This is a genomic window from Spirillospora sp. NPDC048819 (genome assembly GCF_040650055.1).
GTDB lineage: Bacteria > Actinomycetota > Actinomycetes > Streptosporangiales > Streptosporangiaceae > Spirillospora.
The window spans coordinates 175,285-201,040 of the sequence record NZ_JBEZGN010000002.1; the positions used below are offsets into that span (position 1 = coordinate 175,285).

20 protein-coding genes are annotated in these 25,756 nt (G+C 71.8%); 8 read left to right on the forward strand and 12 right to left on the reverse strand.

Going from position 1 to position 25,756, the window contains the following annotated elements; genetic code table 11:
• Positions 1-32: 32 nt before the first annotated feature.
• Positions 33-542, reverse strand: coding sequence for a DUF1877 family protein (locus AB0C35_RS03905; protein WP_358450198.1), 510 nt, complete (start codon positions 540-542; stop codon positions 33-35).
• 216 nt (positions 543-758) lie between these two features.
• On the opposite strand from AB0C35_RS03905, the gene lipA reads away from it, so the two are divergent.
• Both lipA and AB0C35_RS03915 read left to right on the forward strand, forming a co-directional pair.
• Complete coding sequence (gene lipA, locus AB0C35_RS03910; protein WP_358450200.1) at positions 759-1,688, forward strand: lipoyl synthase; 930 nt, start codon at positions 759-761, stop codon at positions 1,686-1,688.
• A 36-nt stretch (positions 1,689-1,724) separates the two neighbouring features.
• Complete coding sequence (locus tag AB0C35_RS03915; RefSeq protein WP_358450202.1) at positions 1,725-2,420, forward strand: DUF4191 domain-containing protein; 696 nt, start codon at positions 1,725-1,727, stop codon at positions 2,418-2,420.
• A gap of 39 nt (positions 2,421-2,459) precedes the next feature.
• Here AB0C35_RS03915 and AB0C35_RS03920 read toward each other — a convergent pair whose 3' ends face one another.
• A complete protein-coding gene (locus AB0C35_RS03920; RefSeq protein ID WP_358450204.1) occupies positions 2,460-2,942 on the reverse strand; it encodes an RDD family protein in 483 nt (160 codons plus the stop codon).
• Between the two features lie 151 nt (positions 2,943-3,093).
• Between AB0C35_RS03920 and glnA the strand changes: the two genes are divergently transcribed.
• Positions 3,094-4,518 (forward strand): type I glutamate--ammonia ligase, encoded by a 1,425-nt coding sequence (gene glnA, locus AB0C35_RS03925; protein ID WP_358450206.1) that lies wholly within the window; start codon positions 3,094-3,096, stop codon positions 4,516-4,518.
• Between the two features lie 155 nt (positions 4,519-4,673).
• Here glnA and AB0C35_RS03930 read toward each other — a convergent pair whose 3' ends face one another.
• From AB0C35_RS03930 to AB0C35_RS03955, 6 genes are all read right to left on the reverse strand, one after another.
• Positions 4,674-5,147, reverse strand: a complete 474-nt coding sequence (locus AB0C35_RS03930) for a hypothetical protein (RefSeq protein WP_358450208.1) — start codon at positions 5,145-5,147, stop codon at positions 4,674-4,676.
• A 120-nt stretch (positions 5,148-5,267) separates the two neighbouring features.
• Positions 5,268-7,445 carry a DUF6461 domain-containing protein gene (locus AB0C35_RS03935; RefSeq protein WP_358450210.1) on the reverse strand — a complete coding sequence of 726 codons (2,178 nt, stop codon included), beginning with the start codon at positions 7,443-7,445 and terminating at the stop codon, positions 5,268-5,270.
• A gap of 210 nt (positions 7,446-7,655) precedes the next feature.
• Complete coding sequence (locus tag AB0C35_RS03940) at positions 7,656-8,432, reverse strand: methyltransferase domain-containing protein (protein ID WP_358450212.1); 777 nt, start codon at positions 8,430-8,432, stop codon at positions 7,656-7,658.
• Positions 8,433-8,487: 55 nt separating this feature from the next.
• Entirely contained in the window at positions 8,488-9,573 is a 1,086-nt protein-coding gene (locus AB0C35_RS03945; RefSeq protein WP_358450214.1) for a hypothetical protein, read from the reverse strand.
• An 89-nt stretch (positions 9,574-9,662) separates the two neighbouring features.
• Positions 9,663-9,854 carry a hypothetical protein gene (locus tag AB0C35_RS03950; RefSeq protein WP_358450216.1) on the reverse strand — a complete coding sequence of 64 codons (192 nt, stop codon included), beginning with the start codon at positions 9,852-9,854 and terminating at the stop codon, positions 9,663-9,665.
• Positions 9,855-9,875: 21 nt separating this feature from the next.
• Positions 9,876-10,454 (reverse strand): hypothetical protein, encoded by a 579-nt coding sequence (locus tag AB0C35_RS03955; protein ID WP_358450218.1) that lies wholly within the window; start codon positions 10,452-10,454, stop codon positions 9,876-9,878.
• Between the two features lie 125 nt (positions 10,455-10,579).
• On the opposite strand from AB0C35_RS03955, the gene AB0C35_RS03960 reads away from it, so the two are divergent.
• Entirely contained in the window at positions 10,580-12,718 is a 2,139-nt protein-coding gene (locus AB0C35_RS03960; protein ID WP_358450220.1) for a DEAD/DEAH box helicase, read from the forward strand.
• A 71-nt stretch (positions 12,719-12,789) separates the two neighbouring features.
• The gene (locus tag AB0C35_RS03965; RefSeq protein WP_358450222.1) at positions 12,790-13,182 is read left to right on the forward strand and encodes an OsmC family protein; all 393 of its coding nucleotides are present in this window, start codon (positions 12,790-12,792) and stop codon (positions 13,180-13,182) included.
• Here AB0C35_RS03965 and AB0C35_RS03970 read toward each other — a convergent pair.
• Complete coding sequence (locus tag AB0C35_RS03970; protein ID WP_358450224.1) at positions 13,179-14,750, reverse strand: alpha/beta hydrolase; 1,572 nt, start codon at positions 14,748-14,750, stop codon at positions 13,179-13,181. The two genes, AB0C35_RS03965 and AB0C35_RS03970, sit on opposite strands and share 4 nt — an antisense overlap.
• A 237-nt stretch (positions 14,751-14,987) precedes the next feature.
• Between AB0C35_RS03970 and AB0C35_RS03975 the strand changes: the two genes are divergently transcribed.
• The gene (locus tag AB0C35_RS03975; RefSeq protein WP_358450226.1) at positions 14,988-15,899 is read left to right on the forward strand and encodes a phosphatase PAP2 family protein; all 912 of its coding nucleotides are present in this window, start codon (positions 14,988-14,990) and stop codon (positions 15,897-15,899) included.
• A gap of 34 nt (positions 15,900-15,933) precedes the next feature.
• Here the strand turns inward: AB0C35_RS03975 and AB0C35_RS03980 are convergent, their stop codons facing one another.
• Both AB0C35_RS03980 and AB0C35_RS03985 read right to left on the reverse strand, forming a co-directional pair.
• A complete protein-coding gene (locus AB0C35_RS03980; protein WP_358450228.1) occupies positions 15,934-18,960 on the reverse strand; it encodes a bifunctional [glutamine synthetase] adenylyltransferase/[glutamine synthetase]-adenylyl-L-tyrosine phosphorylase in 3,027 nt (1,008 codons plus the stop codon).
• A gap of 82 nt (positions 18,961-19,042) precedes the next feature.
• A complete protein-coding gene (locus tag AB0C35_RS03985; RefSeq protein ID WP_358450230.1) occupies positions 19,043-20,404 on the reverse strand; it encodes a glutamine synthetase family protein in 1,362 nt (453 codons plus the stop codon).
• Between the two features lie 322 nt (positions 20,405-20,726).
• On the opposite strand from AB0C35_RS03985, the gene AB0C35_RS03990 reads away from it, so the two are divergent.
• Together AB0C35_RS03990 and AB0C35_RS03995 are read left to right on the forward strand one after the other, a co-directional pair.
• The gene (locus tag AB0C35_RS03990) at positions 20,727-21,722 is read left to right on the forward strand and encodes a terpene synthase family protein (RefSeq protein ID WP_358450232.1); all 996 of its coding nucleotides are present in this window, start codon (positions 20,727-20,729) and stop codon (positions 21,720-21,722) included.
• A gap of 80 nt (positions 21,723-21,802) precedes the next feature.
• Positions 21,803-23,584 carry an NAD+ synthase gene (locus AB0C35_RS03995; RefSeq protein WP_358450234.1) on the forward strand — a complete coding sequence of 594 codons (1,782 nt, stop codon included), beginning with the start codon at positions 21,803-21,805 and terminating at the stop codon, positions 23,582-23,584.
• 10 nt (positions 23,585-23,594) lie between these two features.
• Here the strand turns inward: AB0C35_RS03995 and AB0C35_RS04000 are convergent, their stop codons facing one another.
• Positions 23,595-25,721, reverse strand: coding sequence for a SpoIIE family protein phosphatase (locus AB0C35_RS04000; protein WP_358450236.1), 2,127 nt, complete (start codon positions 25,719-25,721; stop codon positions 23,595-23,597).
• Positions 25,722-25,756 lie beyond the last annotated feature (35 nt).

The following is a 25,756-nucleotide window of genomic DNA, read 5'->3' on the forward strand; positions in this document are numbered from 1 at the left end:
GGGGCCGCCCCCGGGGGACCGGCCCTTGGGGATCAGCCTTCGGGGGCCATCACCTTGTAGACGGCCTGCCCCTCGGCGGCGGCGGCCGTGAAGAACTCCCCCAGCCCCTTGTAGGCGGGCTTGAAGAGCTTGTCGCGGGCGGCGGCGTCGAGCCTGCCGGCGTCCTGGACCCCGGCCTTGCCCATCGCCGCCGGGTCGTACCGCCCGGCGACCTTCGCGAACGGCGTCGAGGCCAGATGGTCGGCGGTGGGCTTGACCCGGTCCGGGGCGAGGTAGATCACGTCCATGCCGAGTTCGTCGGCGCCGTCCTCGGTGAGCAGCCGCCCCCCGCACACGACGTCGGCCTCGGGCTGCCGCCCCTCCCACGGGTCGCCGGTGACGAGGTAGTGCATCGCCTGCCACGCCCAGCCGAGATCGAACAGTTCCGCCGCGCCGCGACGGCGCCAGTCGGCGGTACCGAAGATGTGGCGGGCGATCCGGCCGGGATCCGGCTCCGCCTCCAGCACCGGCGGCACCCTGAGGTACGACATTGCCAGACCCACTGCGGTCCTCCTGCTAACGCTGTTGCGTGACGACAGGGAGTCACCCTAGAGAGATCCTCTGTTGGACATGGCGGAAACACGCGAATCCGCGAGGTGAACGGGGTACTGTCATGCGTTCGAGATCGCTCCGATACGCCTTTGAGCCCCGCCCCGCCGCCCCGGCCCCGGCGGCGGCCGGTGTGCCGCCACCGTAGATCGCGACGTACGCTGGGTCCCGTGACGACGGTGACACCTGACGGACGCAAGCTCCTGCGCATCGAGGCTCGCAACAGCGAGACCCCGATCGAGCGCAAGCCCGAATGGATCAAGACCCGGCTGAAGATGGGCCCGCAGTACCGCGAGCTCAGCGGCCTGGTGAAGTCCGAGGGCCTGCACACCGTGTGCCAGGAGGCCGGCTGCCCCAACATCTTCGAATGCTGGGAGGACCGGGAGGCCACATTCCTGATCGGCGGCGACCAGTGCACCCGGCGCTGCGACTTCTGCCAGATCGACACCGGTAAGCCCACCGCGCTCGACCGGGACGAGCCGCGCCGCGTCGCCGAGTCCGTGGCCACGATGGGCCTGAAGTACGCCACCGTCACCGGCGTCGCCCGCGACGACCTGGAGGACGGCGGCGCCTGGCTGTACGCCGAGACCGTCCGGCAGATCCACGCGGCGATCCCCGGCTGCGGCGTCGAACTGCTGATCCCCGACTTCAACGCCGTCCCCGAGCAGCTCACCGAGGTCTTCTCGTCCCGCCCGGAGGTCCTGGCGCACAACGTGGAGACCGTCCCGCGGATCTTCAAGCGGATCCGGCCCGGGTTCCGCTACGACCGTTCCCTCGACGTCCTCACCATGGCGCGCGAGGACGGCCTGGTCACCAAGTCCAACCTGATCCTCGGCATGGGCGAGACCCGCGAGGAGGTCTCGCAGGCCCTGCGCGACCTGCACGCGGCCGGCTGCGAGCTGATCACGATCACCCAGTATCTGCGGCCGAGCGCCCGCCACCACCCGGTGGAGCGGTGGGTGAAGCCCGAGGAGTTCGTCGAGTTGTCGGCCGAGGCCGAGGAGATCGGCTTCGCGGGCGTCATGTCGGGGCCGCTGGTCCGTTCCAGCTACCGCGCGGGCCGCCTGTACAAGCAGGCGATCGAGGCGCGGGAGGGCTGAACGCGCGAACGTCGCGACACCACTATCCTTGGACTTATGTCGAAGAAGCCCACGGACGGGGCCCAGGAGCGTCCGGGCCGCCTCAAGCAGATCCGCATGGTCGCCCAGGTGCTCCGCCAGGCCGACCCGAAGGCCCTGCCGATCGTGTTCGCCTCGGCGATCGCCGCCATGGTCGTCGTCATCCTCATCGGGTGGATCGTCGGCCAGCTGTGGTTCTTCCTCCCGCTGGGCGTCATGGCCGGACTGGCCGTCGGCATGATCGTCTTCGGTCAGCTGGCGCAGCGCGCCCAGTACAAGGTGATCGCCGGGCAGCCGGGCGCCGCCGCCGCGATCCTGAAGAACATGCGCGGCAATTGGACGGTCACCGAGGCGGTCAGCGGCAACCGCAACCTCGACATGGTGCACCGCGCGGTCGGCCGTCCCGGAGTGGTGCTGGTGTCGGAGGGGCCCCGCAACCGCGTCGGCCCACTGCTCGGCGCCGAGAAGAAGCGCCTCTCCCGTGCCGCGCAGCAGGTGCCGATCTACGACGTGCAGGTCGGCGACGACGACGGCCAGATCCCGGTCGACAAGCTGCAGCGCCACCTGATGAAGCTGCCCCGCAACCTGAACAAGGGCCAGGTGAGCGAGCTGAACGACCGGCTCCAGGCGCTCCCCCGGTCGATGCAGATGCCGAAGGGCCCGATCCCCAAGGGCGCGAAGATGCCCAAGGGCCCCAAGCCCAAGATGCGCTGAGAAAAGCGCCCCCGGCCGGGGCGCTTCTTCGTGCGCGGCTCAGATGTTGACGACGACCGTGTTGCTGGCGCGGTCGTGCAGGCCCCGGTAGTCCCGGTCCCAGATCAGCGCGGGGACGACCAGCAGCAGCAGGAGCGTCCTGGCCAGCGCCCAGCCGAGCCCGACGGGCCGCCCGTCCAGGCGTGCGACGTGGATGCCGCACAGCCGCTTGCCGATCGTCGTGCCGAGGAGCGCGGTCAGCACCCACACCTGGATCCCGAAGACGATCAGGGTCCACATGCTGCGCTGCGACGGGTCCCACCCGAACGAACGCGCCAGCAGGCTCGCCACCAGCATCGACAGTCCCCAGTCGACGAACAGCGCGACGAGCCGCCGCCCGTAGGACGCGACGGCGCCGCTGCCCTTGTCCGGGAGGCCGAGCCGCGCACCGGGCTCACCGAGATCGGCTCCGGCCGACCGCGCCCCGCTCAGCCACGTCTGCGTCCACCGCGGCCCGCCGGCCTTCGCCTTGCCACTGCCCATGCCCTCTAAGCTATCCCGTCCCTCCGCGGGCCCGGACCCGGCTCCCGGAGGCGCGGCGTGACGCGTAACACAGCGGAAACATATGAGACACGGCCGGGAAACGGCGCCGCCATAGCCTGCCAGAAGCCAAGTAGCGCCCCAAGGAGGCTGGATGTTCAGCAGCGCCGAAGAGGTCCTGAGCTACATCAGGAACGAAGGTGTGCGATTCGTCGACTGCCGGTTCGTGGACCTGCCGGGCAAGATGCAGCACTTCACGTTCCCCGTCGAGAGCTTCGGCGAGAGCGTCTTCACCGAGGGGCTGATGTTCGACGGCTCGTCGGTCCGCGGTTTCCAGGAGATCCACGAGTCGGACATGCTCCTGCTCCCGGACCCGTCCACCGCCGTCGTCGACCCGTTCCGCCGGCACAAGACCCTGAACCTGAACTTCTTCGTCCACGACCCGCTGACCGGCGAGCCCTACAGCCGCGACCCGCGCAACGTGGCCAAGAAGGCGCAGGACTACCTGCGCGGCACCGGCATCGCCGACACCTGCTACTTCGGCCCCGAGGCCGAGTTCTACATCTTCGACGACGTCCGGTTCGAGACGAAGCAGAACGCCGGCTACTACTACCTCGACTCGGTCGAGGGCGCCTGGAACACCGGCCGCGAGGAGCCCGGCGGCAACCTCGGCGCCAAGCCCCCCTACAAGGGCGGCTACTTCCCCGTCCCGCCGATGGACCACTACACCGACCTGCGTTCGGAGATGGTCGCCCAGCTCCTCGACGTCGGCATCCACGTCGAGATGCAGCACCACGAGGTCGGCACCGCCGGCCAGGCCGAGATCGACTTCCGCTTCGACACGCTGCTGAAGACGGCCGACCAGCTCATGCTCTACAAGTACATCGTCAAGAACGTCGCGCGGGACGCCGGCAAGACCGTGACCTTCATGCCGAAGCCGATCTTCGGCGACAACGGCTCCGGCATGCACTGCCACCAGTCCCTCTGGAAGGACGGCTCACCGCTGTTCTACGACGAGGTCGGCTACGCGGGCCTGTCCGACAACGCCCGCTACTACATCGGCGGCCTGCTCAAGCACGCCCCGTCCCTGCTGGCCTTCACGAACCCGACGGTCAACAGCTACCACCGCCTCGTCCCCGGCTTCGAGGCCCCGGTCAACCTGGTCTACTCCCAGCGCAACCGCTCCGCCTGCATCCGCATCCCGATCACCGGCTCGAACCCGAAGGCCAAGCGCGTCGAGTTCCGAGTCCCGGACCCGTCCTGCAACCCCTACCTGGCGTTCTCCGCGATGCTGATGGCCGGCCTGGACGGCATCAAGAACAAGATCGAGCCCGCGGAGCCGGTCGACAAGGACCTCTACGAACTCCCGCCCGAGGAGGCCCGCGCCATCCCGCAGGTCCCCGGCTCGCTGCCCGAGGTCCTCGCGGCCCTGGAAGCCGACCACGACTACCTCCTCGAAGGCGGCGTCTTCACCCCGGACCTCATCGAGACCTGGATCACGATGAAGAACGAGTTCGAGATCGACCCCATCCGCCTCCGCCCCCACCCCCACGAATTCGAGCTCTATTACGACATCTGAGTTCGGCGGCGCAGGGGCCCGGCGGCATGATCACCGCCGGGCCCCTGCGGCGGTGTAGGCCTCGTACCACCAGCGGGCCCAGGCGGTACGAGGCCGCCCTGACCGTCGGCGCCGTCATCCCAACAAACTCGTGCCGCATGAGAGAGCTGGGCTGGTCAGGCGGGGATCCAGTCCTCGGTGGCGCGGTGTCGTCCCAGGCCCACCGCGGCGAACTCGTCGAACTCGCGGCCGGCGTCTGCTCCGAGCTGTCGGAGTGCTTGCGAGATGGGACTGCCGAGCTTGGAGAACGGCTCATCCTCTGGCGTGTGCAGCGGCCCGAAGACCAAATGTCCCCCGTCCCAGACGGCGGCATGCTGTTCGCCGGTTCCGCCGAAGTAGTCCGCCTCGGCATACGCGACGGGGCCGGCGTGTGACCAGGCGGCCAGGGTGCGGTCGAAGCCGCCCGGCAGCATCGGGAAGCCCGGCAGCCGATCGGCGGCGGGGTCGCCGACCGCGTCGAACAGGTCGTCGGTGACCGGCAGCAGGGCGAGGCCCTGCCGCAGCGCGGCGAGCCTCGCATGGGCGAGTCCATCGGTGGCCGACCGCAGAATCTCCGCATTCGCGATGACCGCTCGCAGTACATAACCCATATCGCTCCCCTCGGGACGCTCCGCGGCATTATCGGCGCCGCGTCCCCGCTCGACCGGCCCGAAGTCTCATTCGCTGCTATTCGCCCGTATCCCGCGCTGCTCTTGAAATGGTGGGGCCCGTCATGGCGTTTCGGGTGCGGTGATCCTGGCCTGGGCGTCGTTGATCAGGTTCGCCGCGTGCGGGCCGGCGGCGAAGCGGGCGGCGTCGATGGTGTCGGCGGCTGCGGCGAGCGGGTCGGGGTTGGTGGCGCGGTGCAGGGCGAGCCAGGCCCACGGGTGTTCGCCGTCGCTGAGCTGCGAGCGGCGGGCGCGCAGGTGCGCGTCCGGGGTCAGGGTGCGGGCGGCGAGGCTGGCGGTGATGTCGGGGTCTTCGCCGAGCCCCGCGTAGCGTGCCGCCTGTGCGGCGGCCCACCAGGCCAGGTCCCGCAGCGTTGGTTCGGGCAGGGCGGTCAGTGCTTCGGCGGCGTGGCCGAGCGAGCCGCCGGGCTGCGGCCGGTGCGGGTACAGCGTCGGCAGGTCCGGCACGATCCGGAAACCGATGTCGGCGGCCTCCATGCGGGCCAGATCTTCGGCGGTCATGCCGTGGCCGGTGAACCGCTGCACCGCGAGCAGGCCCATCATGTTCGTGCGGCGGTGGTGGTCGGCGAAGTCGAGGCCGGCGAGCGCCGCGGTGATCTGTGGTGGCGCATCGAGGTCACCGAAGGGCTCCGCGGCGAACAGGACTTCGCCGTGCTCGGCGAACGACAGCCGGGTCACCGCGTTGACGTTCCAGTACATGCTGGCGGTTCGCCCGCCGGCGGATGCCCGGGTCAGCACGGGTTCGGTCGAGCCCTGCCAGCCGTTGTACTCGACGGCGAGGACGGCGCCGCCGACGTCCAGCACCGCGACCCATGGATCGATCGACTGCCGGTGCAGCAGGTCCTCGCCGATGGCCCGCAGCGACTCCGGCCGGGCCGGGTCCGCGTTGAAGGCGCGCAGCACGTCGGCGGCGTCCGCCCCGGTCACCACCGTGACCGTCGCGGCCTCGGACAGGGTGCTGTGTTGCAGCCACCGGTAGGCGGCTTCGGGGAGTTCCGGCCGTGCCGGCTCCGGTTCGCCGCGCAGCCGGTGGCCGAGCCGGTCGGTGCGGGCGTGCACGGTCTCGGGCGCGGCGGGCGCCTGCCACACCACCAGTTCGTAGGACTCGGTTCCATCGTTGACGTCGCGACCGCGGGCGTGGACCCGCAGCCGGTAGTCGCCCGGCCAGGGCGGGGTGATGCCGCGCAGGTGCGGCTCGACCGCCCGGGATCCGACCACCGAGGCGCCGCCGGCGACCGTCCGCCAGCTGACCTCGACGATCTCCTCCCAGCCGGTCGCGACATCCGGCGGTGGCTCGTCCAGGATGCTCACCAGAATCCGGACGTGTCCGTCCTCAACCCCGGTGCGGATCACCGCACCGCCCGGAACGACCGCGACCAGCCCATTGCCGCTGAAGTCGGCCTCCGGGACGCCGCCTTCCTCCAGCAACGCGAACCGGTGCCCCGACACCGGTGCCCGCCCGCTGGACCGGAGGGGCAGCCGGTACTCCTCCCGGGCTTTGGCGAGCACCGCGCCGGCGTAGCCGGGGGGCATCGGTGCTTCGCGGAGCAGCAACACCGCGGTGCCGATCGCGACGCCGAGCACCGCCGGGGGCTCGGCGGCCCAGGGCTGAATGCCCACCCGGTCCAAGACGGCGGCGGCGGTGGACACGGCCAGCGCCAGCTGTGCCGCGCCATGCGCGGCGGCCACCCCCGGCTCGTCGTTGATCCCGGGATTCACCGCCAGGAGGGAGGCCACGCGCGGGTGGGCGGCCAGCCGGCGGGCCAGCGCGGCGACCAGCGGCACCGCTCCCGGACGGATCTGGTCCAGCATGGCCGCCCCGTTGACCGCCTCGCTCGTCCCGGCCGCCCTGATCACGGCGAAGCTGCCGGTGAACGGCTCCTCCAGAAAGCCGGTCAGGTCCGGGACGCCGGCCGTGTCCAGCTCCGGGACGGTCAGTTCCAGCGCGCCGAGCAGGCGTTCGACCAGCAGCGGCGGCAGCGAGCCGAGCGCGTCCCGCACCGACGAATCGTCCGGCACCGGCAGTCCGCCGGAGTAAAGCTGCGCCACAGCCTGGTGCCCGACGGCCGATCCGCGGATCGGCCACGTGCCGTCGGCGATGGCCCTCAGCCGGCCGAGCTCGGCCGCCGGCACCTTCGGAATGCGGGCGACGACCAGCGGCATCGCCGCGGCCACCGGCCCGGCCAACTCCTCCAGGACCGCATCGGAAACGTCGACCACAGCACCCCGTCCGCCAATACCTATAAGACGGACGAAACTCTAGCCGCCGACATAGCCTCCTGTTGTCACAACAGATGCCAACGCGGACAGGGTCGGAGCGGCGCCTCTCTCCTCAACCGCTTCCGGTTCCATTCCATCCCGAATATCTGCCGGCGAACCGCGCGTTCACCGGCACGAATGCGTGACCTTCCGTCGGCGAATCACGCCGGGTCAATTTCCCTGCACTTCGTAGAACGAGTCGACGGCCGGCTGGCCGGTGTAGTTCGGCCCGGCTCGATCATCGGCTCCGAGATAGCGGTAGGAGAGCCGGACCTCCCCACCGCCATGACGCGAGATCCGGCGGCGGGCGGCGTCGTAGACGAACCCCTGCCGGCGCAGTTCGGCGGTGAGCCGGCGACCGGCCGGCGCTCCGTCCGCGCGGCGGATCGAATGGGCGTCGAAATTGGCGGCGATGAGCCCGTCCTCGGCCAGCCAGGCGGCGGCGCGCGTCAGAGCGCCGAGCTTGTCGCCGACATAGTGCAGCCCGTGTACGCACGTGATCAGGTCGAACCTGCCGTCGGGAACCCATTCGGTCACAGAGCCGGTGACCAGACGCAGTAGCGGCGGGACGGGACCCGTCACGAAGTGGTCGACCAGGTCAAGTCCGACGATCTCGACCCGTCCCGCCATATTCCGGTCGGCGAGGAGCCGAGCGGCCTCTGCCAGGGCGCGTCCACTCCCACAGCACAGGTCCAGCCACCGCACAGGGGCCGACCGCGCGCTGCGGTCCGTTAGTTCCGCCATGATGTCCAGGCCGAGCTCACGGCCATAACCGTTCGAGCCGCTGAGCGACCGCTCGCGATTCATCGCGCAGTTCGCCACTACCGCCGAACTCTCCAGGGCATCATCGTCCAGCAACCACGTCACCTGAGCATTGTGAGCCACGCACGCCGCGACCGGCACCGTTGTCGTAGCGGCACGGCGATGCGGCGGCGCGCCGCTTCGCATACTTCTGAGTGAATTTTCCCTGGTCGTCGAGCTCCGGGGCGTCGGCAAAGAATTTCTAGACTGCGTAGGGGTCCCAGTGGGCGGCGTAGCGCAGCAGCGAGCGGGCCAGGTGTGGGTGAGCCGCCGCCCACCGGGTATCGAACAGGAACCACTGATCGAAACCGAAGAAGCCGTCGATGTACCGGGCGACCTGCGTGATGTGGACATCCAACCGGGTCAGGGAGTCGGCGTGCCGCGTCGGGCGAAGCATGTCCAGCATCTCGCCGTGGATCGCCTCATGCGTGAGCGGCCGGTCGATGCCGGCGGGCGACGGGGCGTATCCGGCCAGCCGGGCGTAGCGCTCCATCGCCGGGCCGATGTCGTCCTCGCCGGGAGCGACCAGTGCCCGCAGCAGCCGGGCGTCGTGCGGCCAGCGGTGGGTGCCGGGACCGTCGGCGCCCCGCAATCGGGCGGCGAGATCCGGCAGGCGCAGACCGGGGAAGACCAGGGCGCCGACCAGGTTCAGGTTCCTATCGACGTCGGGCGATTCCCAGCACAGGCGAACCGAGAAGACCGACTCGGGCCCCGGAGGGGCAAGCCGGACGGTACGGACCGGTACGCCAGGGCTGAAGACCGCACCGGACGCGACGGCACCGGCGGGCAGCGGCCAAGTGTCGTGCAGCAGGAACGCGAGCCGATCGGGTGAGGCGGCGGCGCTCTCGTCATCGATGAAGTAGTAGGCGAGATCCACCTCGTCGTCATCGGTGCGCACTCTCAGGGCATGCTCGCCGAGCCGGATGAAGTCGGCGTCCCCCTCGACCCACAGGTGCTCGTGCAGCAGCTCGCGCAGTTCGTCAATAGTCTGCGGCTCGGGCAGGTTTCGCTTCTGGGCCTCGTCGAAGATCGAGTCGAGGCCGTAGACATCGCCGCCCAGCTCGCCGTCGATCCAGGCTCTCGGATCGTCACGGTTCCAGCCGCGGCGGAACCAACCGAGCACGGTTGCGTCGGACACCGTGACCACCCGCTTACTGAACGGCGATTCCTCCCGCCACCGAGACACGAAATACACGCGCCTGACTCTAGACCGGCGATCCGTCTCGAGTTGATTGTGCGCAGGCAACCGGCCACGACCGGCCGAGAGAATGGCGGGCAGCCGCCGCACCCCGCTCGAACCGGACCGTGGCGGTGCCCGGTCCCCCGATCCGCACCTTCATCGGCACCAGCAAGCGACCAGCGGCTAGAAAAGGATGTTCAGCGTTGATGTCGTGTGGGTTCGAATTCAGTGCGGGCGGCGAGTCTGCGCTGGTTGTCCTTCGCCCGCTGTTCGGTGCGGTCGGGCATGGTGACATGGTCGATCTCGGTGTCCGGATCGAAGTCGGGGTAGGCGGCGGCCAGCGCAGGACGGATCGACTCCAGGTGGGCGCCACGGTTGAGCAGCCGCATCGTCCATCGGGAGAGGGGCAGTCACTCCAGTTCGGGCCAATGCGCGGTGCCGTACAACGGCAGGACGCCTTTGGAGCCGCCGCGCGCGCTGGTCGGCGCAAGGCGTGCGCGCAGGACGCGGAGTCGCTCTTCGTACGGCGGCGCGCCATCGGCTTCCGCCAGTTGCAGGTATACGTGGACGTTCCTGCGGTACGGGTCGAACCAGGCGCCATCGACGTCCTGGCCGTCCTCCCTCCTCCTCGCCAGCAGGTCCTCGATCAACCCGGTGAGTGCGGCGGCCACGCCACCCTCGGGGTACACGAACTCGTCGTCGATCGTCCAGTGGACGGTCTGCCACCGTTCGGGTGAGCCGACGGGCTCCGTCAGCCAGCACAGCACCCCGCCGACCGAGTCCGATCCCCACAACACCAGTCCCCCGGGCTCCGGGTGAACGGGGTGCGGGCATTTCTCGCCGTCGTCCTGGAGAAGCAACCGCTTGTCCTTCAGCCACCCGCGGCCTTTATTGATCATCTCTTCAAGGTCGAAGCAGGAGAACTCATCGCAGAACGCGCCGCGCCCGTACCGCCGGGCGAGCTCGACGAACTCGAAGGGCAGGGTCACCCCGGATTGTCCGCCGACGTCAGCGCCTGCGTGAAACCTTGTCCCGCTGGATCGTGCCCCCTCGGGCGGGGCGCAGAATTTCGGGGGCTGGCATCATGTCCGGGGCGATGTGGTTGAGGAGCGGGATGGCGTACGACCCCAAGGACGTCCTGCGGGACGGGAACTCCCTGCTGGGTGCCGCGCGTCAGCTGCTGGCCGACCACGACCGGGCGCTCGCGGAGGTGCAGCGGGGGCTGGCGCCGCTGCGGGCCGAGGCCGCGCGGGGGCAGCTCGCGTCGATCCCGGTGGAGCGGCTGAAGGACGTCACCGGCGGGCGGCTGCGTGTCGGCGCGCTGGAGAAGGCGGGGTTCGCGACCGTCGCGGACGTTCTGGGGACGACCCGGTACCGGCTGCAGCTCGTGCCGGGGATCGGGCCGCAGACCGCGGCGCAGGTGCATGCGGCGGCGGGCAGCCTGGCTGAGGCGGCGGAGCGGTCGGCCGGGATACGGGTCGACCTGGAGCGGCAGGACGACGTGACGACGCCGCTGGTCATCGCGCTGCATCGGCTGGTGAACGCCGGGCCGGACGTTCCGCGCGCCCGCGCGGCGGCGGAGCGGCTGGCGGAGCGGCTCGGCCCGCTGACGCATGATGCCCGGCCGGCGGGATCGTGGTGGCGGAGGTTGTTCGCGCGGCCGGCCAAGCGGGAGCGTGCGGAGAAGGCGCTGACCGAGCTGGCGCAGGCCGTGGAGGCCGAGGGCTCGCGGGACACCGGACTGCTGATGTCGCAGGCGTCGGTCGATCTGCTGCGGCCGGCCGTCTCGGCGGACGAGGCGTGGATCGATTTCGAGCTGCGCGCGTCCGACTACCAGACCCTCCTGGCGGAGCTGGCGTCCTTGGAGCCCGCGCGGGAGGCCGCCGAGGGGTTCGTCCCGAGTGATCTGGCCGCCCGGGTCAAAGCGCAGCCGCTCGACGACACCTACCGGCGGGTCTCGCTGCGCGGGTACCAGTCGTTCGGGGCCCGGTTCGCGCTCGTCCAGCAGCGGGTGATCATCGGGGACGAGATGGGGCTCGGGAAGACGATCCAGGCGATCGCGGCGATCGCCCATCTGCGGGCCGAGGGCGGGACGCATTTCGTGGTGGCGTGCCCGGCGAGCGTGCTGATCAACTGGGTGCGCGAGATCGAGGCGCGCAGCACGATTCCCGCGCATCCGCTGCACGGCCCGGGCCGCGACGACGCGCTGGCCAAGTTCGTCGCCGACGGCGGTATCGGGGTCACGACCTTCGCCACGCTGCCCATGCTGGACGTCCCCCTCGACGTCGACGTGACGATGTTCGTGGTGGACGAGGCCCACTACGCCAAGAACCACGAGACCCGGCGCGCCAAGACCGTCGCGTCGTGGTGCCGCCGGGTGGACCGGGTGCTGTTCCTCACGGGAACGCCGATGGAGAACCGCGTCGAGGAGTTCCGCAGCCTGGTCGCGCACCTGCGGCCGGAGGTGGCGAAGCAGGTCAGCCCGGGCGAGGCGGTGCTCGGTGCGCAGGCGTTCCGGTCGGCGGTCGCTCCCGTCTACCTGCGGCGCAACCAGAAGGACGTGCTGGTGGAGCTGCCGGAGGTCGTGCACGTGGACGAGCTGGAGGAGTTCAGCGCGGCCGACGGGGCGGCCTACCGGCGGGCGGTGGCGGCCGGCAACTTCATGGCGATGCGCCGCGCCGCGTACGCCGTCCCGAAGAAGTCCGCCAAGCTCGACCGGCTGCTGGAGCTGGTCGAGGAGGCCGAGGCGAACGAGCTGAAGGTCGTGGTGTTCTCCTACTTCCGGGACGTGCTGGCCGCCGTCGAGGCCGCGCTCGGGCCGGACGCGCACGGGCCGCTCTCGGGCGACGTCCCGCCGGCGCGACGCCAGGAGGTGGTGGACGAGTTCACCGCCGCCCCCGGGCACGCCGTCCTGCTCGCCCAGATCCAGGCGGGCGGGGTCGGCCTCAATCTCCAGGCGGCGTCGGTGGTGATCCTGTGCGAGCCGCAGGTCAAGCCGACCATGGAGACGCAGGCGGTCGCCCGCGCCCACCGGATGGGCCAGGTGCGGACCGTGCAGGTGCACCGCCTGCTCACACCCGACAGCGTGGACGAGCGGATGCTGAAGATCCTGCGCACCAAGACCAGGCTGTTCGACCAGTACGCGCGGCGCAGCGACCTGGCGGAGCAGACCCCGGACGCGACCGACATCTCCGAGCAGACCCTCGCCCGCCAGATCGTCGCAGAGGAGCAGGAGCGCCTCGGCACGTCCTGAGCCCTGGGAAGAACGGCACCGGAGTCGCTGTTCACGTGAGCGGAGACCAGGACGATCAAAGGGGATGTGTCATGGCCGAGGTCAGGGTGGAGCGCACCGCAGATGGTTTCCAGGCCGTCAACGGCCGGGGCGCGGCGGTCGCCATCGGGGACTCCGGCACCGAGGGGGTGTTCACGCCGGTGGAGCTGCTGCTGGCGGCGCTCGGCGGGTGTGAGCTGGTCACCGTGGAGCCCCTGACCGCGCAGCGCGGGCACCGGATGGCGCGGCTCGCCGCGACCGTCCAGGCCGACAAGGTCGCGACGAGCACGCTGGGCACGATCACGGTCACCTATGACGTTGAGCTGCCCGACGGCGACGACAAGGCCGAGGACGTGCTGAAGTCCGTGGCCGCGCGGGTGCACGAGAGGTACTGCACGGTCGGCAACGCCCTCCGCGAGCCGATGAAGGTGGAGCAGGTCGTCTAGTCGCAGGTCGTGCCGGCGGCCGGGACTCGTCCGCGCAGGAGGTAGGCGTTCACGGTCTTGCGGACGCACGGGTCGCCGGTGTCGTAGGCGCCGTGGCCCTCCCCGTCGAGGGTGAGGAGCGTCGCCCGCCCGCCCAGTTCCCTGGTGAGGGCGGGGGCCCACGCGTAGGGGGTGGCCGGGTCGCCGGTGTTGCCCACGACGAGGATCGGCGCGGCGGACGGGGCGGACACCTCGCGGGCCGCGTCGTCGCCCGGCACCGGCCAGCCCGTGCATTGCAGCAGGCCCCACGCCATGGAGGTCCCGAAGATCGGTGAGGCGTTGCGGAACTTCGGCAGGAGCCGCCGGACGTCGGACGGGCTGTGGCGGTCGGTGCCGTCCGCGCAGGTGATCGCCGTGTTGGCGGCGGCGAGGTTGGTGTAGGTCCCGTCCTCGTTGCGGCCGTTCTGGACGTCGGCGAGCATGAGCAGCAGCGACCCGTCGCGGCGCTTGACCGCGTCGACGAGGCCCTGCGCGAGGTACGGCCAGGCGCTGCGCGAGTACAGCGCGGCGGCCACACCGGAGGTGCCGAGGCTCTGGGTCAGCCTGCGGTCGCCGGACGTGGGCAGGGGTTTCCGGTCGAGGCCGTCCAGGATCCGTCCGATGGACTTCACGACGGACGGGCCGTCGGCGCCCAGTGGGCAGTGCTTCCTGCCGAGCCGTGCGCAGGCGTCGCCGAAGTCGCGGAGGGCGCGCTGGAACGCGGCGGCCTGCTGGAGGGCGAGGTCCGCGCTGCCGATCCCGGTGTCGACGGCGGCGTCGAGGACGGCGCGTCCGACCTTGTCCGGGAACTGGTGCGCGTAGGCGCCGCCGAGCCAGGTGCCGTAGGAGACCCCGAAGTAGTGGAGTTTCCGTTCGCCGAGGGCGATGCGGATCATTTCCATGTCGCGGGCCGCGTTGAGGGTGCCGACATGAGGCAGGAGTTCGCCGGAGCGGGCCTCGCACCCTTGCACGTAAGCGGCGCGGCCGTCGATGTACGCCTTCTCCTCGGCGGCGGTGTCGGGGCTGTCGTCGCGGGCGGTGATCTTGTCCATGCGCCGGTCGCCGACGCAGGTCACGGGGGCGCTGCGGCCGACGCCGCGGGGGTCGAACGCGACGAGGTCGTAGCGGGTGCCGAGCTCGGCGTACTGGTCCGCGACCTGGGCGAGCGTGTCGACGCCGTCGCCGCCGGGTCCGCCGAAGTTGAACAGCAGCGAGCCGATGCGGTGCCGCCGGTCGGTCGCGGGGATCTTGATCAGCGCGATGCCGATCTTCTCGCCGGCGGGTCGCGCGTAGTCGAGGGGCACCTTCAGGGTCGCGCAGCGGAAGGCGTCCGGTGGCGTCTCGGTGTCCGCCGGCGGTTCCGGGAGGCCGGTGCAGCGCTTCCAGTCCGGTGGACGGACGGCGGCGCGGTGCACGCTCACCGCCGCGGCGGGCGTCGTCGTCTCCGTGCGCTGCACGGACGTCCCACCGAGGCAGGAGATCAGTCCGGAAACGGCCAGCGCACCCGCGCCGACCAGCAATGTGCCAGGTATCGCCCTGTGATGGGCCATTCGTCCCCCCGTTCGTTTCACGGGGGGTGACCGGGACCTACCCAGAGCCTCCTATGCTGACTCACGATCAACTTCAGAGGCTCCACGCGCGGGGGGAGGAGCAGAGGGGGAGGCAACCCCCGGGTCTCTCCCCCGAAAGTCCGGATACCGCATCAGGGTCGTACTACTCAAGTCTGAGATGAAGACCATTCGCCGCGGTGATCACAGTCAGGGGGCCGTGCGGCAAAGATAGGTACCATGGCTCAAACCGCCCCCCCAGCAGCCCGCCGAGGCCAGGCCGCCGAGGCCAGGCAGGGCGAGCAGCGAAAGCCGGCCGCGACGATGCGGCGCAGGGTGCTCGCCGCACCTCCGGTGTGGCGTGAGCTTCTCCTGGTCGTTCTCTTCTATACCGGATATACGCTGACGCGCATCGTTCTGGTTCAAGACGGGACGGGGCCGGCGTTCGCGCACGCCGACCAGATCCTGAACGTGGAGCGGGCCCTGGGGCTGGACGTCGAGCTTTACCTCAATGAGACGCTGCTGGCGATCCCCTGGCTGGCGCGCACGGCCAACGTCTTCTACGCCACGATGCACTTCATCGTGACGCTCGCCGTGGTCATCTGGCTGTACCGCTACCGGCCGCAGCACTACCGGTGGCTCCGCACGTCGATCATGGTGGCCACCGGTGTCGCGCTGATCGGGTTCTGGCTGTACCCGCTGGCGCCGCCGAGGTTCCTGCACAGCGAGGGTTTCGTCGACCCGGTGACCGCGCTGCACTCGCTCGGCCTGTACGCCAGCGACGCCTCGGGGACCCTCACCAACCAGTACGCGGCGATGCCGTCGATGCACGCGGGATGGGCCCTTTGGTGCGGGGTCATCCTGGTCAAGCTGGCCTCGCAGAAATGGGCCAAAGCTCTCGGCGCCCTGTATCCCGCGACGACCGTCGTGGTGATCCTTTCCACCGCCAACCACTACGTCCTGGACGCCGTGGCCGGGATCGCGCTGGTCAGCGGCGCGCTGTGGGTGTCGTGGGTGCTCTACATGCGGTGCCCGAAACCGCTCCTCGTCGCGCGGGCCCGCGCGTCCCACCGCCTTGCGCAGCGCACCAGCCGCCGCCCGAGCGGATCCGCGGCCGGCTCCGCCGCCACCCGGTGCGCCGGACGCACCTGACCCTCGCGTACTCCCCTGGTAGTACACCGGCCGGTCACTCCGCGCCGTAGAACACGCGGTCGACGACCGCGCGGGCGCGGCGGGTGTGGCGGCGGTGATCCTCCAGAAGGTCTCCCGCCCCCGGATAGCCGAGGACGCGGGTGACGGCGCTGCGCTCCCGGTGATGGTCGGTGGGCAGCAGGTCCGACGCGCGGCCCCGCACCAGCATGATCGCGCCCCGGATGCGGGTCGCCAGGCACCACGCCTCTTCGAGGACGGCGGCGTCCTCGGCGTCCAGGAGGCGGGCGCCGACCGCCGCGTCCAGCGCGTCCAGGGTGCGGGTGGTGCGCAGGCCGGGGATCTCGTGCGCGTGCCTGAGCTGCAGGAGCTGCGCGACCCACTCGACGTCGGCGAGGCCGCCGGGGCCGAGCTTGGTGTGCAGCCGCCGCTCGACGCCGCGCGGGAGCCGCTCGGACTCCATCCGGGCCTTCAGCCGCCGGATCTGCCGGACGGCCGCGTCGTCGACGCCGTCCTCCGGCCAGCGGACCGGGTCGATCAGGGCGCGGAACCGGTCGCGCAGTCCCGCGTCGCCGATCAGCGGGTCGGCGCGCAGCAGCGCCTGCGCCTCCCAGGGCTCCGACCAGCGGGCGTAGTAGGCGGCGTAGGACGCCAGCGTGCGGACCAGCGGGCCCTGCCGGCCCTCCGGCCGCAGGTTCGGGTCGATCTCCAGCGGCGGGTCCGGGGCGGGCAGCGCGAGGAGCCGGCGCAGTTCCTCGGCGACGGCGTGGGCGGCGCGCCCGGCCGCCCGCTCGTCCGCGCCGGGCAGCGGGTCGTGGACGAACATCACGTCGGCGTCGCTGCCGTAGCCGAGTTCGTGGCCGCCGAACCGGCCCATCGCGACGACCGCCATCCGGGTCGGCAGCGGCTCCCCCGCCGCCGCCTCGATCTTGTTGGCGGCGGCGCGGAGCGCGGCCTCGACGGTGACGGTGGCGATGCCGGTGAGGGCCTCCCCGACCGTCCGGACGTCCGCCATCCCGAGCAGGTCGGCGACCGCGACGCGGAACAGCTCCCGGCGGCGCAGCCCCCGCACCACCCCCACCGCCTCCTCCGCCGACGCCGTGTCCTCGGTGTAGCGGCGTACCGCGGCCAGGGCCTCCGAGCGGAGGGCTTCGAAGGGACGCGGGGCCAGGTCGGCGTCGCTGCCGAGGATCGCGACCGCCTCGGGGGCGCGCAGCAGCAGGTCGGTGGCGTAGCGGCTGGATCCGAGCACCCAGGCCATCCGCTCGGCGACCGTCACCTCGTCGCGCAGCAGCCGCAGATACCAGGGGGTGGTGCCGAGCGCGTCGCTGACCTGCCGGAAGCCGAGCAGGCCCGCGTCCGGGTCGGGCGCGTCGGCGAACCAGCCGAGCATGACCGGCAGCAGCGTCCGCTGGATCGCGGCGCGCCGCGACACCCCGGAGGTCAGCGCCTCGATGTGGCGGAGCGCGCCCGCCGGGTCGGCGTAGCCGAGGGCCTCCAGCCGGGTGCGGGCGGCCTCGGGGGTGAGCCGGGCCTCCTCTCCCGGCAGCCGCGCCACGGCCCGCAGCAGCGGCCGGTAGAACAGCTTCTCGTGGATGCGGCGGACCTCGCGTGCGTGCCGCCGCCACAGCGCGGTGAACTCCCCGACCGGGTCGGTGCGCAGGCCGAGGGCCCGGCCGAGGCGGCGCAGGCCGTCCTCGTCGCCGGGGACGAGATGGGTGCGGCGGAGCCGGTGCAACTGGACGAGGTGCTCCACCCGCCGCAGGAACCGGTACGCGGAGGCCAGCGCCGCCGCGTCGTCGCGTCCGACGTACCCGCCCTGCGACAGGTCGGCGAGGGCGTCCAGCGTGGTCGGGCTGCGGAGCGTCTCGTCCGCGCGGCCGTGGACGAGCTGGAGCAGCTGCACCGAGAACTCGACGTCCCGCAGCCCGCCGGGGCCGAGCTTGAGCTGGCGTTCGGAATCGGCGGTCCGCTGGTTCAGGTCGGCCTCGACGCGGCGCCGCATGGCCTGGACGTCCTCGACGAAGCTCTCCCCCTCGGCGGCCTTCCACACGATCGGGGTGATGGTGTCCAGGTACCGGGCGCCGAGGCCCGCGTCGCCGGCGACGGGACGGGCCTTCAGCAGCGCCTGGAACTCCCACGTCTTGGCCCAGCGCTCGTAGTAGGCGCGGTGGCTGGCGAGGGTCCGCACGAGCGGCCCGGCCTTGCCCTCGGGCCGCAGCGCCGCGTCCACCTCCCAGAGCGAGCCCTCCTCGGTGCTGGACGAGCAGGCCCGCATCATCGCCGACGCCAGCCGCGCCGCGGTGCGCAGCGCGGCGTCCTCGGGCTCGCCCTCGCGCGCTTCGGCGACGAAGATCACGTCGACGTCGCTGACGTAGTTCAGCTCGCCTCCCCCGCACTTGCCCATGCCGATGACGGCGAGCCGGCACGCCCCGTGCCCGGGGACCTCGGCGCGGCCGACGGCGAGGCCCGCCTCCAGCGCGGCGGCGGCGAGGCCGGCCAGCTCGGCGGCGACGTCGGCGACGTCGGCGACGCCGATCAGGTCGCGTCCCGCCAGGGCGAGGAGCCGCCTGCGGTACGCGACGCGCAGCGCGACGAGGGGCTCGGGGCCGGATCCGGACGCGACGGGCTCCGCGGCGGCCGGGTCCGCGCCGACGGCGGCCAGCAGGTCGTCGCGGGCGCTCCCGGCGGGCGGGCCCGCGCCGTCGCGCAGCACCGCCCAGTGGTCCGGATGGCGGGCCAGATGGTCGCCGAGCGCGGCGCTGACCCCGAGGACGGCGGTGAGCCGCTCCCGGGTGCCGGGCTCTCCGGCCAGGGCCTCCCGCAGCTCGCCGCCGGCACCGTGCTCGGAGGCGGCGGCGAGGAGGCGGAGCAGCCCGTCCAGCGCCAGGTCGGGGTCGGCGGTGCCGCCGAGGGCGTCGAGCAGGTCGTCGCCGACGCGGGCGCCGGTGTCCCGCTCGGCCTCAACGAGGAGCCGTTCGGCGCGGGCCACGTCGGTGAAGCCGAGCCTCGCCAGGCGCCCGGCGAGGGAGGGACGGCGGTCGGGAGTCCAGGACTCGGTCACAGGCTCCACCGTATTCCGACAGGGCACCGAGCGGAGCTCGTCCGTCGGATGGCGGCGGGTGGGGGTGGGGGCTGGAGGACGGTTAGAGGACCGCCAGCAGCCGCTTGCGCTCGAACTCGGTCACCTGGCGCCGGTAGTCCTCCCATTCCTGGCGCTTGTTGCGGAGGAAGAAGTCGAAGACGTGCTCGCCGAGGACGTCGGCCATCAGCTCGCTGCGCTCCATCGCGTGGATGGCGTCGTCCAGGTCCTGCGGGAGCGGCTCGATGCCGAGGGCGCGGCGCTCGGCCACGGTGAGCGCCCACACGTCGTCCTCCGCGCCCGGCGGCAGCTCGTAGCCCTCCTCGATGCCCTTCAGCCCGGCGCCGAGGATCGCCGCGAACGCCAGGTAGGGGTTCGCGGCCGTGTCCAGCGACCGGAACTCGATGCGGGTCGAGTGGCCCTTGTGCGGCTTGTACATCGGGACGCGGACGAGGGCGGACCGGTTGTTGTGGCCCCAGCAGATGTAGGACGGGGCCTCTCCCCCGGCGCCCGCGGCGGAGCCGACGTTGCCCCACAGCCGCTTGTAGGAGTTGACCCACTGGTTGCACACCGCGGTGATCTCCGCGGAGTGGCGCAGGAGCCCGGCGATGAACGCCCGCCCGACCTTGGACAGCTTGAACTCCGCGCCCGGCTCGTAGAAGGCGTTGCGGTCGCCTTCGAACAGCGACATGTGGGTGTGCATGCCCGAGCCGGGGTGCTCGGTGAACGGCTTCGGCATGAAGGACGCGTGGACGCCCTGCTCCAGCGCGACCTCCTTCATCACCAGCCGGAACGTCATGATGTTGTCGGCGGTGGTGAGCGCGTCGGCGTATCGGAGGTCGATCTCCTGCTGGCCGGGGGCGCCCTCGTGGTGGCTGTACTCCACCGAGATGCCCATCGCCTCCAGCATCATGATCGCGTTGCGGCGGAAGTCGTGCGCGGCGCTGTGCGGGGTGTGGTCGAAGTAGCCGCCGGAGTCGGCGGGCTCGGGCTCGCGGCCGTCCTCCGGCTTGTCGTTGAGGAGGAAGAACTCGATCTCGGGGTGGGTGTAGAAGGTGAACCCGAGGTCGGCGGCCCGCGACAGCGCCCGCTTGAGGACGTAGCGGGGGTCGGCGAAGCTCGGCGTCCCGTCCGGCATGAGGATGTCGCAGAACATCCGGCCCACGCCGGGCGACTCCGACCGCCACGGCAGCACCTGGAACGTGGACGGGTCCGGCTTGGCGATCATGTCGGCCTCGTACACGCGCGCGAAGCCCTCGATCGCCGACCCGTCGAACCCGATGCCCTCACCGAAGGCGCCCTCCAGCTCGGCCGGGGCGACGGCCACGGACTTCAGGAAGCCGAGCACGTCGGTGAACCACAGCCGGATGAAGCGGATGTCGCGCTCCTCCAGCGTGCGGAGCACGAACTCCTGCTGACGGTCCAAAGCCTTCTCCCTCGGTACTGCCCTGCAGATGACCTTGCCGTTGACCTTGCCGGTGCAGGGCCGGCAACGCGTGCCGACCGCGCTCGCCGGTCCGGCCACGCTTGCAGTATGCCCGGCCGCTGTTACCGCGACGTTACGCGTCCGGCACCGCTGAACGGAACATATCCGACTCCCCGGCCTTCCCGGTCCCGGGACGGCGGGCGGGGCACGCCCATGACGGACCCGCGCATCGGTTTCCCGAAACTTGACGTGGCGATCATGCTCGCTCTACGCAGTGATCATTAGCGTGGACGGGGTCGTGGACATCTCTCTTCTTCTCTCGATGACCGACCGGGTGCCCGCGCTGGCCACCCCGTCGGCCATGCATCCGGAGTCGTGGCAGCTGTGCGCGCAGGTGGAGACCTGGGCACGCGGCCGGGGCCTGGTGCTCGGAGATCCGGACACCTCGCCGCTCGGCCGGGCCCGCTGCGAGCGGCTCGCGGCGCGGGTCTTCCCCACCGCCGACCTGGCCGCCGTGGACCTGTTCGCCCGCTGGCTGACGTGGTCGCTCGCCCTGGACGACACCATGGACCATCCGCCGCTCGCCGACAGCGGCAGCGCCGTCCACGGGCTGTACGACGACCTGCTGCGCGCGATGCGGCGCGGCCATGCCCGGCCGGGGGCGCGGCCGCTGGAGTCGGCGCTGGTGGAGCTGTGGCACAGCACGTCCAAGGGCATGAGCCGCGACTGGCGCCGCCGGTTCATGCTGCAGCTGGAGGCGCACCGGGACGGCTGCGCCGAGGAGTCGGTCAACCGCCGCATCCGGCACGTCCCGACGGAGGCGGAGTACGCGCCGCTGCGCCGCCGGGCGTGCGGGCCGTTCCTGTACGACCTGATCGAGCCCGTCCTCGGCGTCGAGCTGCCCGCCCGGCTGCTGCGCACACCGCGGTGGAAGACGCTCGCCAACAGCGTCGCCGACGTGGTGGCCTGGTCCAACGACCTCGCCTCCCACGATCTGGAGTCGGCCCGCGGCGACGTCCACGACCTGCCCGCCGTCCTCACCAGTGCGCACGGGCTGGACCCGGCGCTGGCCGCGGCCGCGGTCGCCGACCGGATCGCGGACCGGATCGAGGAGGCCTGGACGGCGGCGCGCCGGCTCCCGGAGATGCTCGACCGGCTGGAGCTCACCGTCGCGCAGCGCGCCGCCGCCGCCCAGGTCGTCAAGGTGCTGCTGGACACGCCGCGCGCCCATGTGGACTGGCTGGCCGAGTCGGGCCGCTACGAGGCGGGCACGGGCGCGGCTCCGCTGCGCCTGGACGCCCTCGCCTCACTCCGGTGATCATCAACCGTCGGGACACGCCCCGTGCGTACTTTTCGTCATAGTGACGAAACTGGGGCCGGACACTTATCCTTGGGACCGTGGCACAGCTCAGGATCGCGCTCGCGCAGGTGAACTCGACCGTCGGCGACCTCGACGGCAACGCCGACAAGATCGTCGACTGGGTCCGGCGCGCCGCCGGCGCGAACGCGCACCTGGTCGCCTTCCCCGAGATGATGCTGACCGGCTACCCGGTGGAGGACCTCGCGCTGCGCGCGTCCTTCGTCGAGGCGTCCCAGCGCGCCCTCGACCGCCTCGCCCGCAGGCTCGCCGACGAGGGTCTCGGCGACGTGCCCGTCGTCACCGGCTACCTCGACCGCCGGCCGGTCGGGCTCGTCCGGTCCGGGCAGCCCGCCGGGGCGCCGCTCAACGCCGCCGCGTGGCTGCACGGCGGGGAGGTCCTGGTGCGGTCGGCCAAGCACCACCTGCCCAACTACGGCGTGTTCGACGAGTACCGGATCTTCGTGCGCGGCGACCGGCTGCCCGTCGTCCGCGTCCACGGCGTCGACGTCGCCACCGCCGTCTGCGAGGACCTCTGGCAGGACGGCGGCCCCGTCAGCGCCACCACCGCCTCGGGCGCCGGGCTGCTGCTCGCGATCAACGCCTCACCGTACGAGCGCGACAAGGACGACGCCCGCCTCGACCTGTGCGCCCGGCGCGCCCGCGAGGCCGGCTGCGCCCTCGCCTACGTCAACATGGTCGGCGGCCAGGACGAGCTGGTCTTCGACGGCGACTCCGTCATCGTCGGCGCCGACGGGTCGCTCCTCGCCCGCGCCCCCCGCTTCGTCGAGCACCTCCTCGTCGCCGACCTCGCGCTCCCCGCCGCCACCTCCGCCGGCCGGGACCGCACCCCGGTGGACGCCCTGGACGGCACCACGATCACCATCGACCGGCACGTCCTGTCGACCGCTCCCCTGCCGGCCTATCCGGTCGAGCCGCAGACCGTCGCCGAGCCGCTGGACGACCTCGCCGAGGTGTACGCGGCGCTCGTGCTCGGCACCCGCGACTACGTCCGCAAGAACGGGTTCCGCTCCGTCGTCCTCGGCCTGTCCGGCGGCATCGACTCCGCCCTCGTCGCCACCATCGCCTCCGACGCCATCGGCCCGGAGAACGTGCACGCCATCCTGCTGCCGAGCCGCCACTCCTCCGAGGGTTCGGTCGTCGATGCCGAGGACCTCGTCAAACGGCAGGGCGTCAACTCCCGCATCGTGCCCATCGCCGGGATGGTCGAGGCGTTCGAGGCGCAGCTCGACCTGCACGGCCTCGCCGCCGAGAACCTCCAGGCCCGCATCCGCGCCAACATCTGGATGGGCCTGTCGAACGAGCACGGCCACCTCGTCCTGACCGGCGGCAACAAGAGCGAACTCGCCACCGGCTACTCCACCCTCTACGGCGACTCCGCCGGGGGTTTCGCCCCCATCAAGGACGTCTTCAAACTCACCGTGTGGGAACTCGCCCGCTGGCGCAACGCGCAGGCCGGCGTCGACCTGCCGTTCCTGCACCCGTTCGCGGAGGAGCCGATCCCCGAGGCCGTCATCAAGAAGGAGCCGTCCGCCGAACTGCGCCCCGGCCAGCGCGACGTCGACAGCCTGCCGCCGTACACCGACCTCGACCCGGTGCTGACCGACTACGTCGAACGCGACATGGGACGCGACGCCCTGGTCTCCGCGGGCCACGACCCCGCGCTCGTCGACCGCGTCATCCGCATGGTCGACATCGCCGAGTACAAGCGGCGCCAGTACCCGCCCGGCCCCAAGATCACCCCGAAGAACTTCGGCCGGGACCGCCGCCTGCCCATCACCAACCGCTGGCGCGAGAGGTAGCCGCCCCGGCCTACTCGCGGTGGTGGTTCTCGCCGGGCCAGGTTTCGCCGGGCCAGCCGGAGACCTGTTCCGAGGCGTCGGGGTCGACGCCGGGGACGATCTGCTCGCACCAGACGACCTTGCCCGCGGCGGTGCGGCGGGTGCCCCAGCGGTGCGCGAGCTGGCTGACGACGAGGAGGCCGCGGCCGTTCTCGTCGTCGTCCTCGGCGCGGCGCAGTCGGGGCAGGGCGGCGGACCGGTCCAGGACCTCGCAGACCAGGGTGCGCTCCAGCAGGAGGCGCAGCTCGATCGGGCCGGGCGCGTAGCGCAGCGCGTTGGTGATCAGCTCGGACGCCAGCAGTTCGGTGGTGTACTCCAGCTCCTCCAGGCCCCACTCCCCCAGCCGGGTGCGGACGAGGCCGCGGGCGCGGCGGACGGCGGCCGGGTCGGCGGGCAGGGTCCAGGAGGCGTGGCGGTCCTCGGGGATGCGGCGCAGGCGCGCGATGAGGACGGCGATGTCGTCGCGGTGCTGGTCGGCGTACACGCCGGCGAGGGTGGCCTTGGCGAGGTCCTCCATCGGGCGGTCGACGGAGTCCGGGCCGAAGATCTTCTGGAGGCGGGCGAGGCCGTCGTCGATGTCGCGGCCGCGGTTCTCGACGAGGCCGTCGGTGTAGATGACGAAGAGGCTGCCGTCCTCGACGGTGAACTCGCGGCTCTCGATGGCGGCGCCGCCGGCGACGCCGAGCGGCGGCGCGGGCGGGACCTGCAGGTACTCGTTGTCTCCGGCGGGGCCGGCCAGCAGCGGCGGCAGATGCCCGGCGGAGGCGATCTCGATGGTGCCGGTGGTCGCGTCGTACACGGCGTACACGCAGGTGGCGAAGTGCGGTTCCTGCTCGCCCAGCTCGATCATCAGCTCGTGCATGACGTGCAGCGCGTCGGCGGGCGGCAGTTCCAGGTTGGCGAGGGTGTGGAGCGCGGTGCGCAGCCGTCCCATGGTGACGGCGGCGCGGACGCCGTGCCCGGCGACGTCGCCGACGATGAGGGCGACGCGGGCGCCGGGCAGCGCGATCGACTCGTACCAGTCGCCGCCGACCTCGACGAGCTTGCTGCCGGGCAGGTAGCGGTGCCTGACCTCGACCGACGACGGCGCCGACAGCCGGTTCGGGAGCAGGCTGCGCTGAAGCGCGAGCGCGGTGGCGCGCTCACGGCTGAACAGCCGGGCGTTGTCGATGACGATCGCGGCGCGGGCGGCGAACTCCATGCCGATCTCGACGTCGTAGGCGTCGAACTTGCGGAACCCGGGGACGCGGGTGCAGGCGATGAACCCGAGCAGGGTGTCGCGGGCGATCATCGGGAGCAGCACCATCGACACGTCCGACAGCAACTCGCCCACCGGGCCGCGCCGCCACAGCCGGGCGATCTCGGACGCCGCGCCCAGGTCGATGTTCGGCAGGTGGACGGGACGGGCCGTCTCCATGACCTGGCGGTACGGGGTGCCCTCCGGGAAGACGAGCACCTCGCCGACGGGGAACGTGGACGTCCACGCCGCGTTGCCGTCGTCGGAGGTGACGGCGATGCGGCGCAGCACCGCCGAGCCGGACTCGCTGTGCACCTCGTCGGCGGCGACCAGGCTCTCCAGCACCAGCACCGAGGCGACGTTGCAGTAGTGCGGGACGACGACCTCGACGAGGCCGCGGGCGGACTGGTCGAGGTCGAGGGACGCGCCGAACCGGGTGACCTGGTCGTCCATCAGCGCGCGGCGCATGAGGGCCGGGTCCTGGTAGCGCTCGCTCGGCGGCAGCGCGACCCGGACGTACAGCAGGGCGGAGGGCGCCGAACCCGGGTCGCCGACCATCGGCTGCGCGGTCAGCACCGCGTCGGCGGACGTGCCGTCGCCGCGCAGCACGGTCATGACGCCGTTGCGCTCCTGGCCGACGTCGTTCGCTTCGAGGAGGGCCTCCAGCTCGGCCTTCGCCTCGTCCCCCACCAGGTCGGTCGCGGGACGGCCGATCAGGTCCTGGGGGGCGCGGCCGAGCACGGCCCGGGCGTTCGGCCCGCACTGCACGATCCGCCGGGAACCGTCGATGCCCAGGACAAGGGTCCGGGACGCGGAATCGGTGGCGGGCGCATCGCCTCGCGGCGCCATCACTGATCTCACCTGACGCGCTCCAGACAGCCGGTCGTCTTCGCACT

Bases quoted from the DNA above. Each gene is read 5' to 3' on its own strand.
- AB0C35_RS03960 (WP_358450220.1), top strand. From the start codon at position 10,580: ATGGCGTACGACCCCAAGGACGTCCTGCGGGACGGGAACTCCCTGCTG.
- AB0C35_RS03940 (WP_358450212.1), bottom strand. From the start codon at position 8,432: ATGCGAAGCGGCGCGCCGCCGCATCGCCGTGCCGCTACGACAACGGTG.
- AB0C35_RS03930 (WP_358450208.1), bottom strand. From the start codon at position 5,147: ATGGGTTATGTACTGCGAGCGGTCATCGCGAATGCGGAGATTCTGCGG.
- AB0C35_RS03990 (WP_358450232.1), top strand. From the start codon at position 20,727: ATGACCGACCGGGTGCCCGCGCTGGCCACCCCGTCGGCCATGCATCCG.
- glnA (WP_358450206.1), top strand. From the start codon at position 3,094: ATGTTCAGCAGCGCCGAAGAGGTCCTGAGCTACATCAGGAACGAAGGT.
- AB0C35_RS03950 (WP_358450216.1), bottom strand. From the start codon at position 9,854: ATGCGGCTGCTCAACCGTGGCGCCCACCTGGAGTCGATCCGTCCTGCG.
- AB0C35_RS03970 (WP_358450224.1), bottom strand. From the start codon at position 14,750: ATGGCCCATCACAGGGCGATACCTGGCACATTGCTGGTCGGCGCGGGT.
- AB0C35_RS03915 (WP_358450202.1), top strand. From the start codon at position 1,725: ATGTCGAAGAAGCCCACGGACGGGGCCCAGGAGCGTCCGGGCCGCCTC.
- AB0C35_RS03975 (WP_358450226.1), top strand. From the start codon at position 14,988: ATGGCTCAAACCGCCCCCCCAGCAGCCCGCCGAGGCCAGGCCGCCGAG.
- AB0C35_RS03965 (WP_358450222.1), top strand. From the start codon at position 12,790: ATGGCCGAGGTCAGGGTGGAGCGCACCGCAGATGGTTTCCAGGCCGTC.
- AB0C35_RS03920 (WP_358450204.1), bottom strand. From the start codon at position 2,942: ATGGGCAGTGGCAAGGCGAAGGCCGGCGGGCCGCGGTGGACGCAGACG.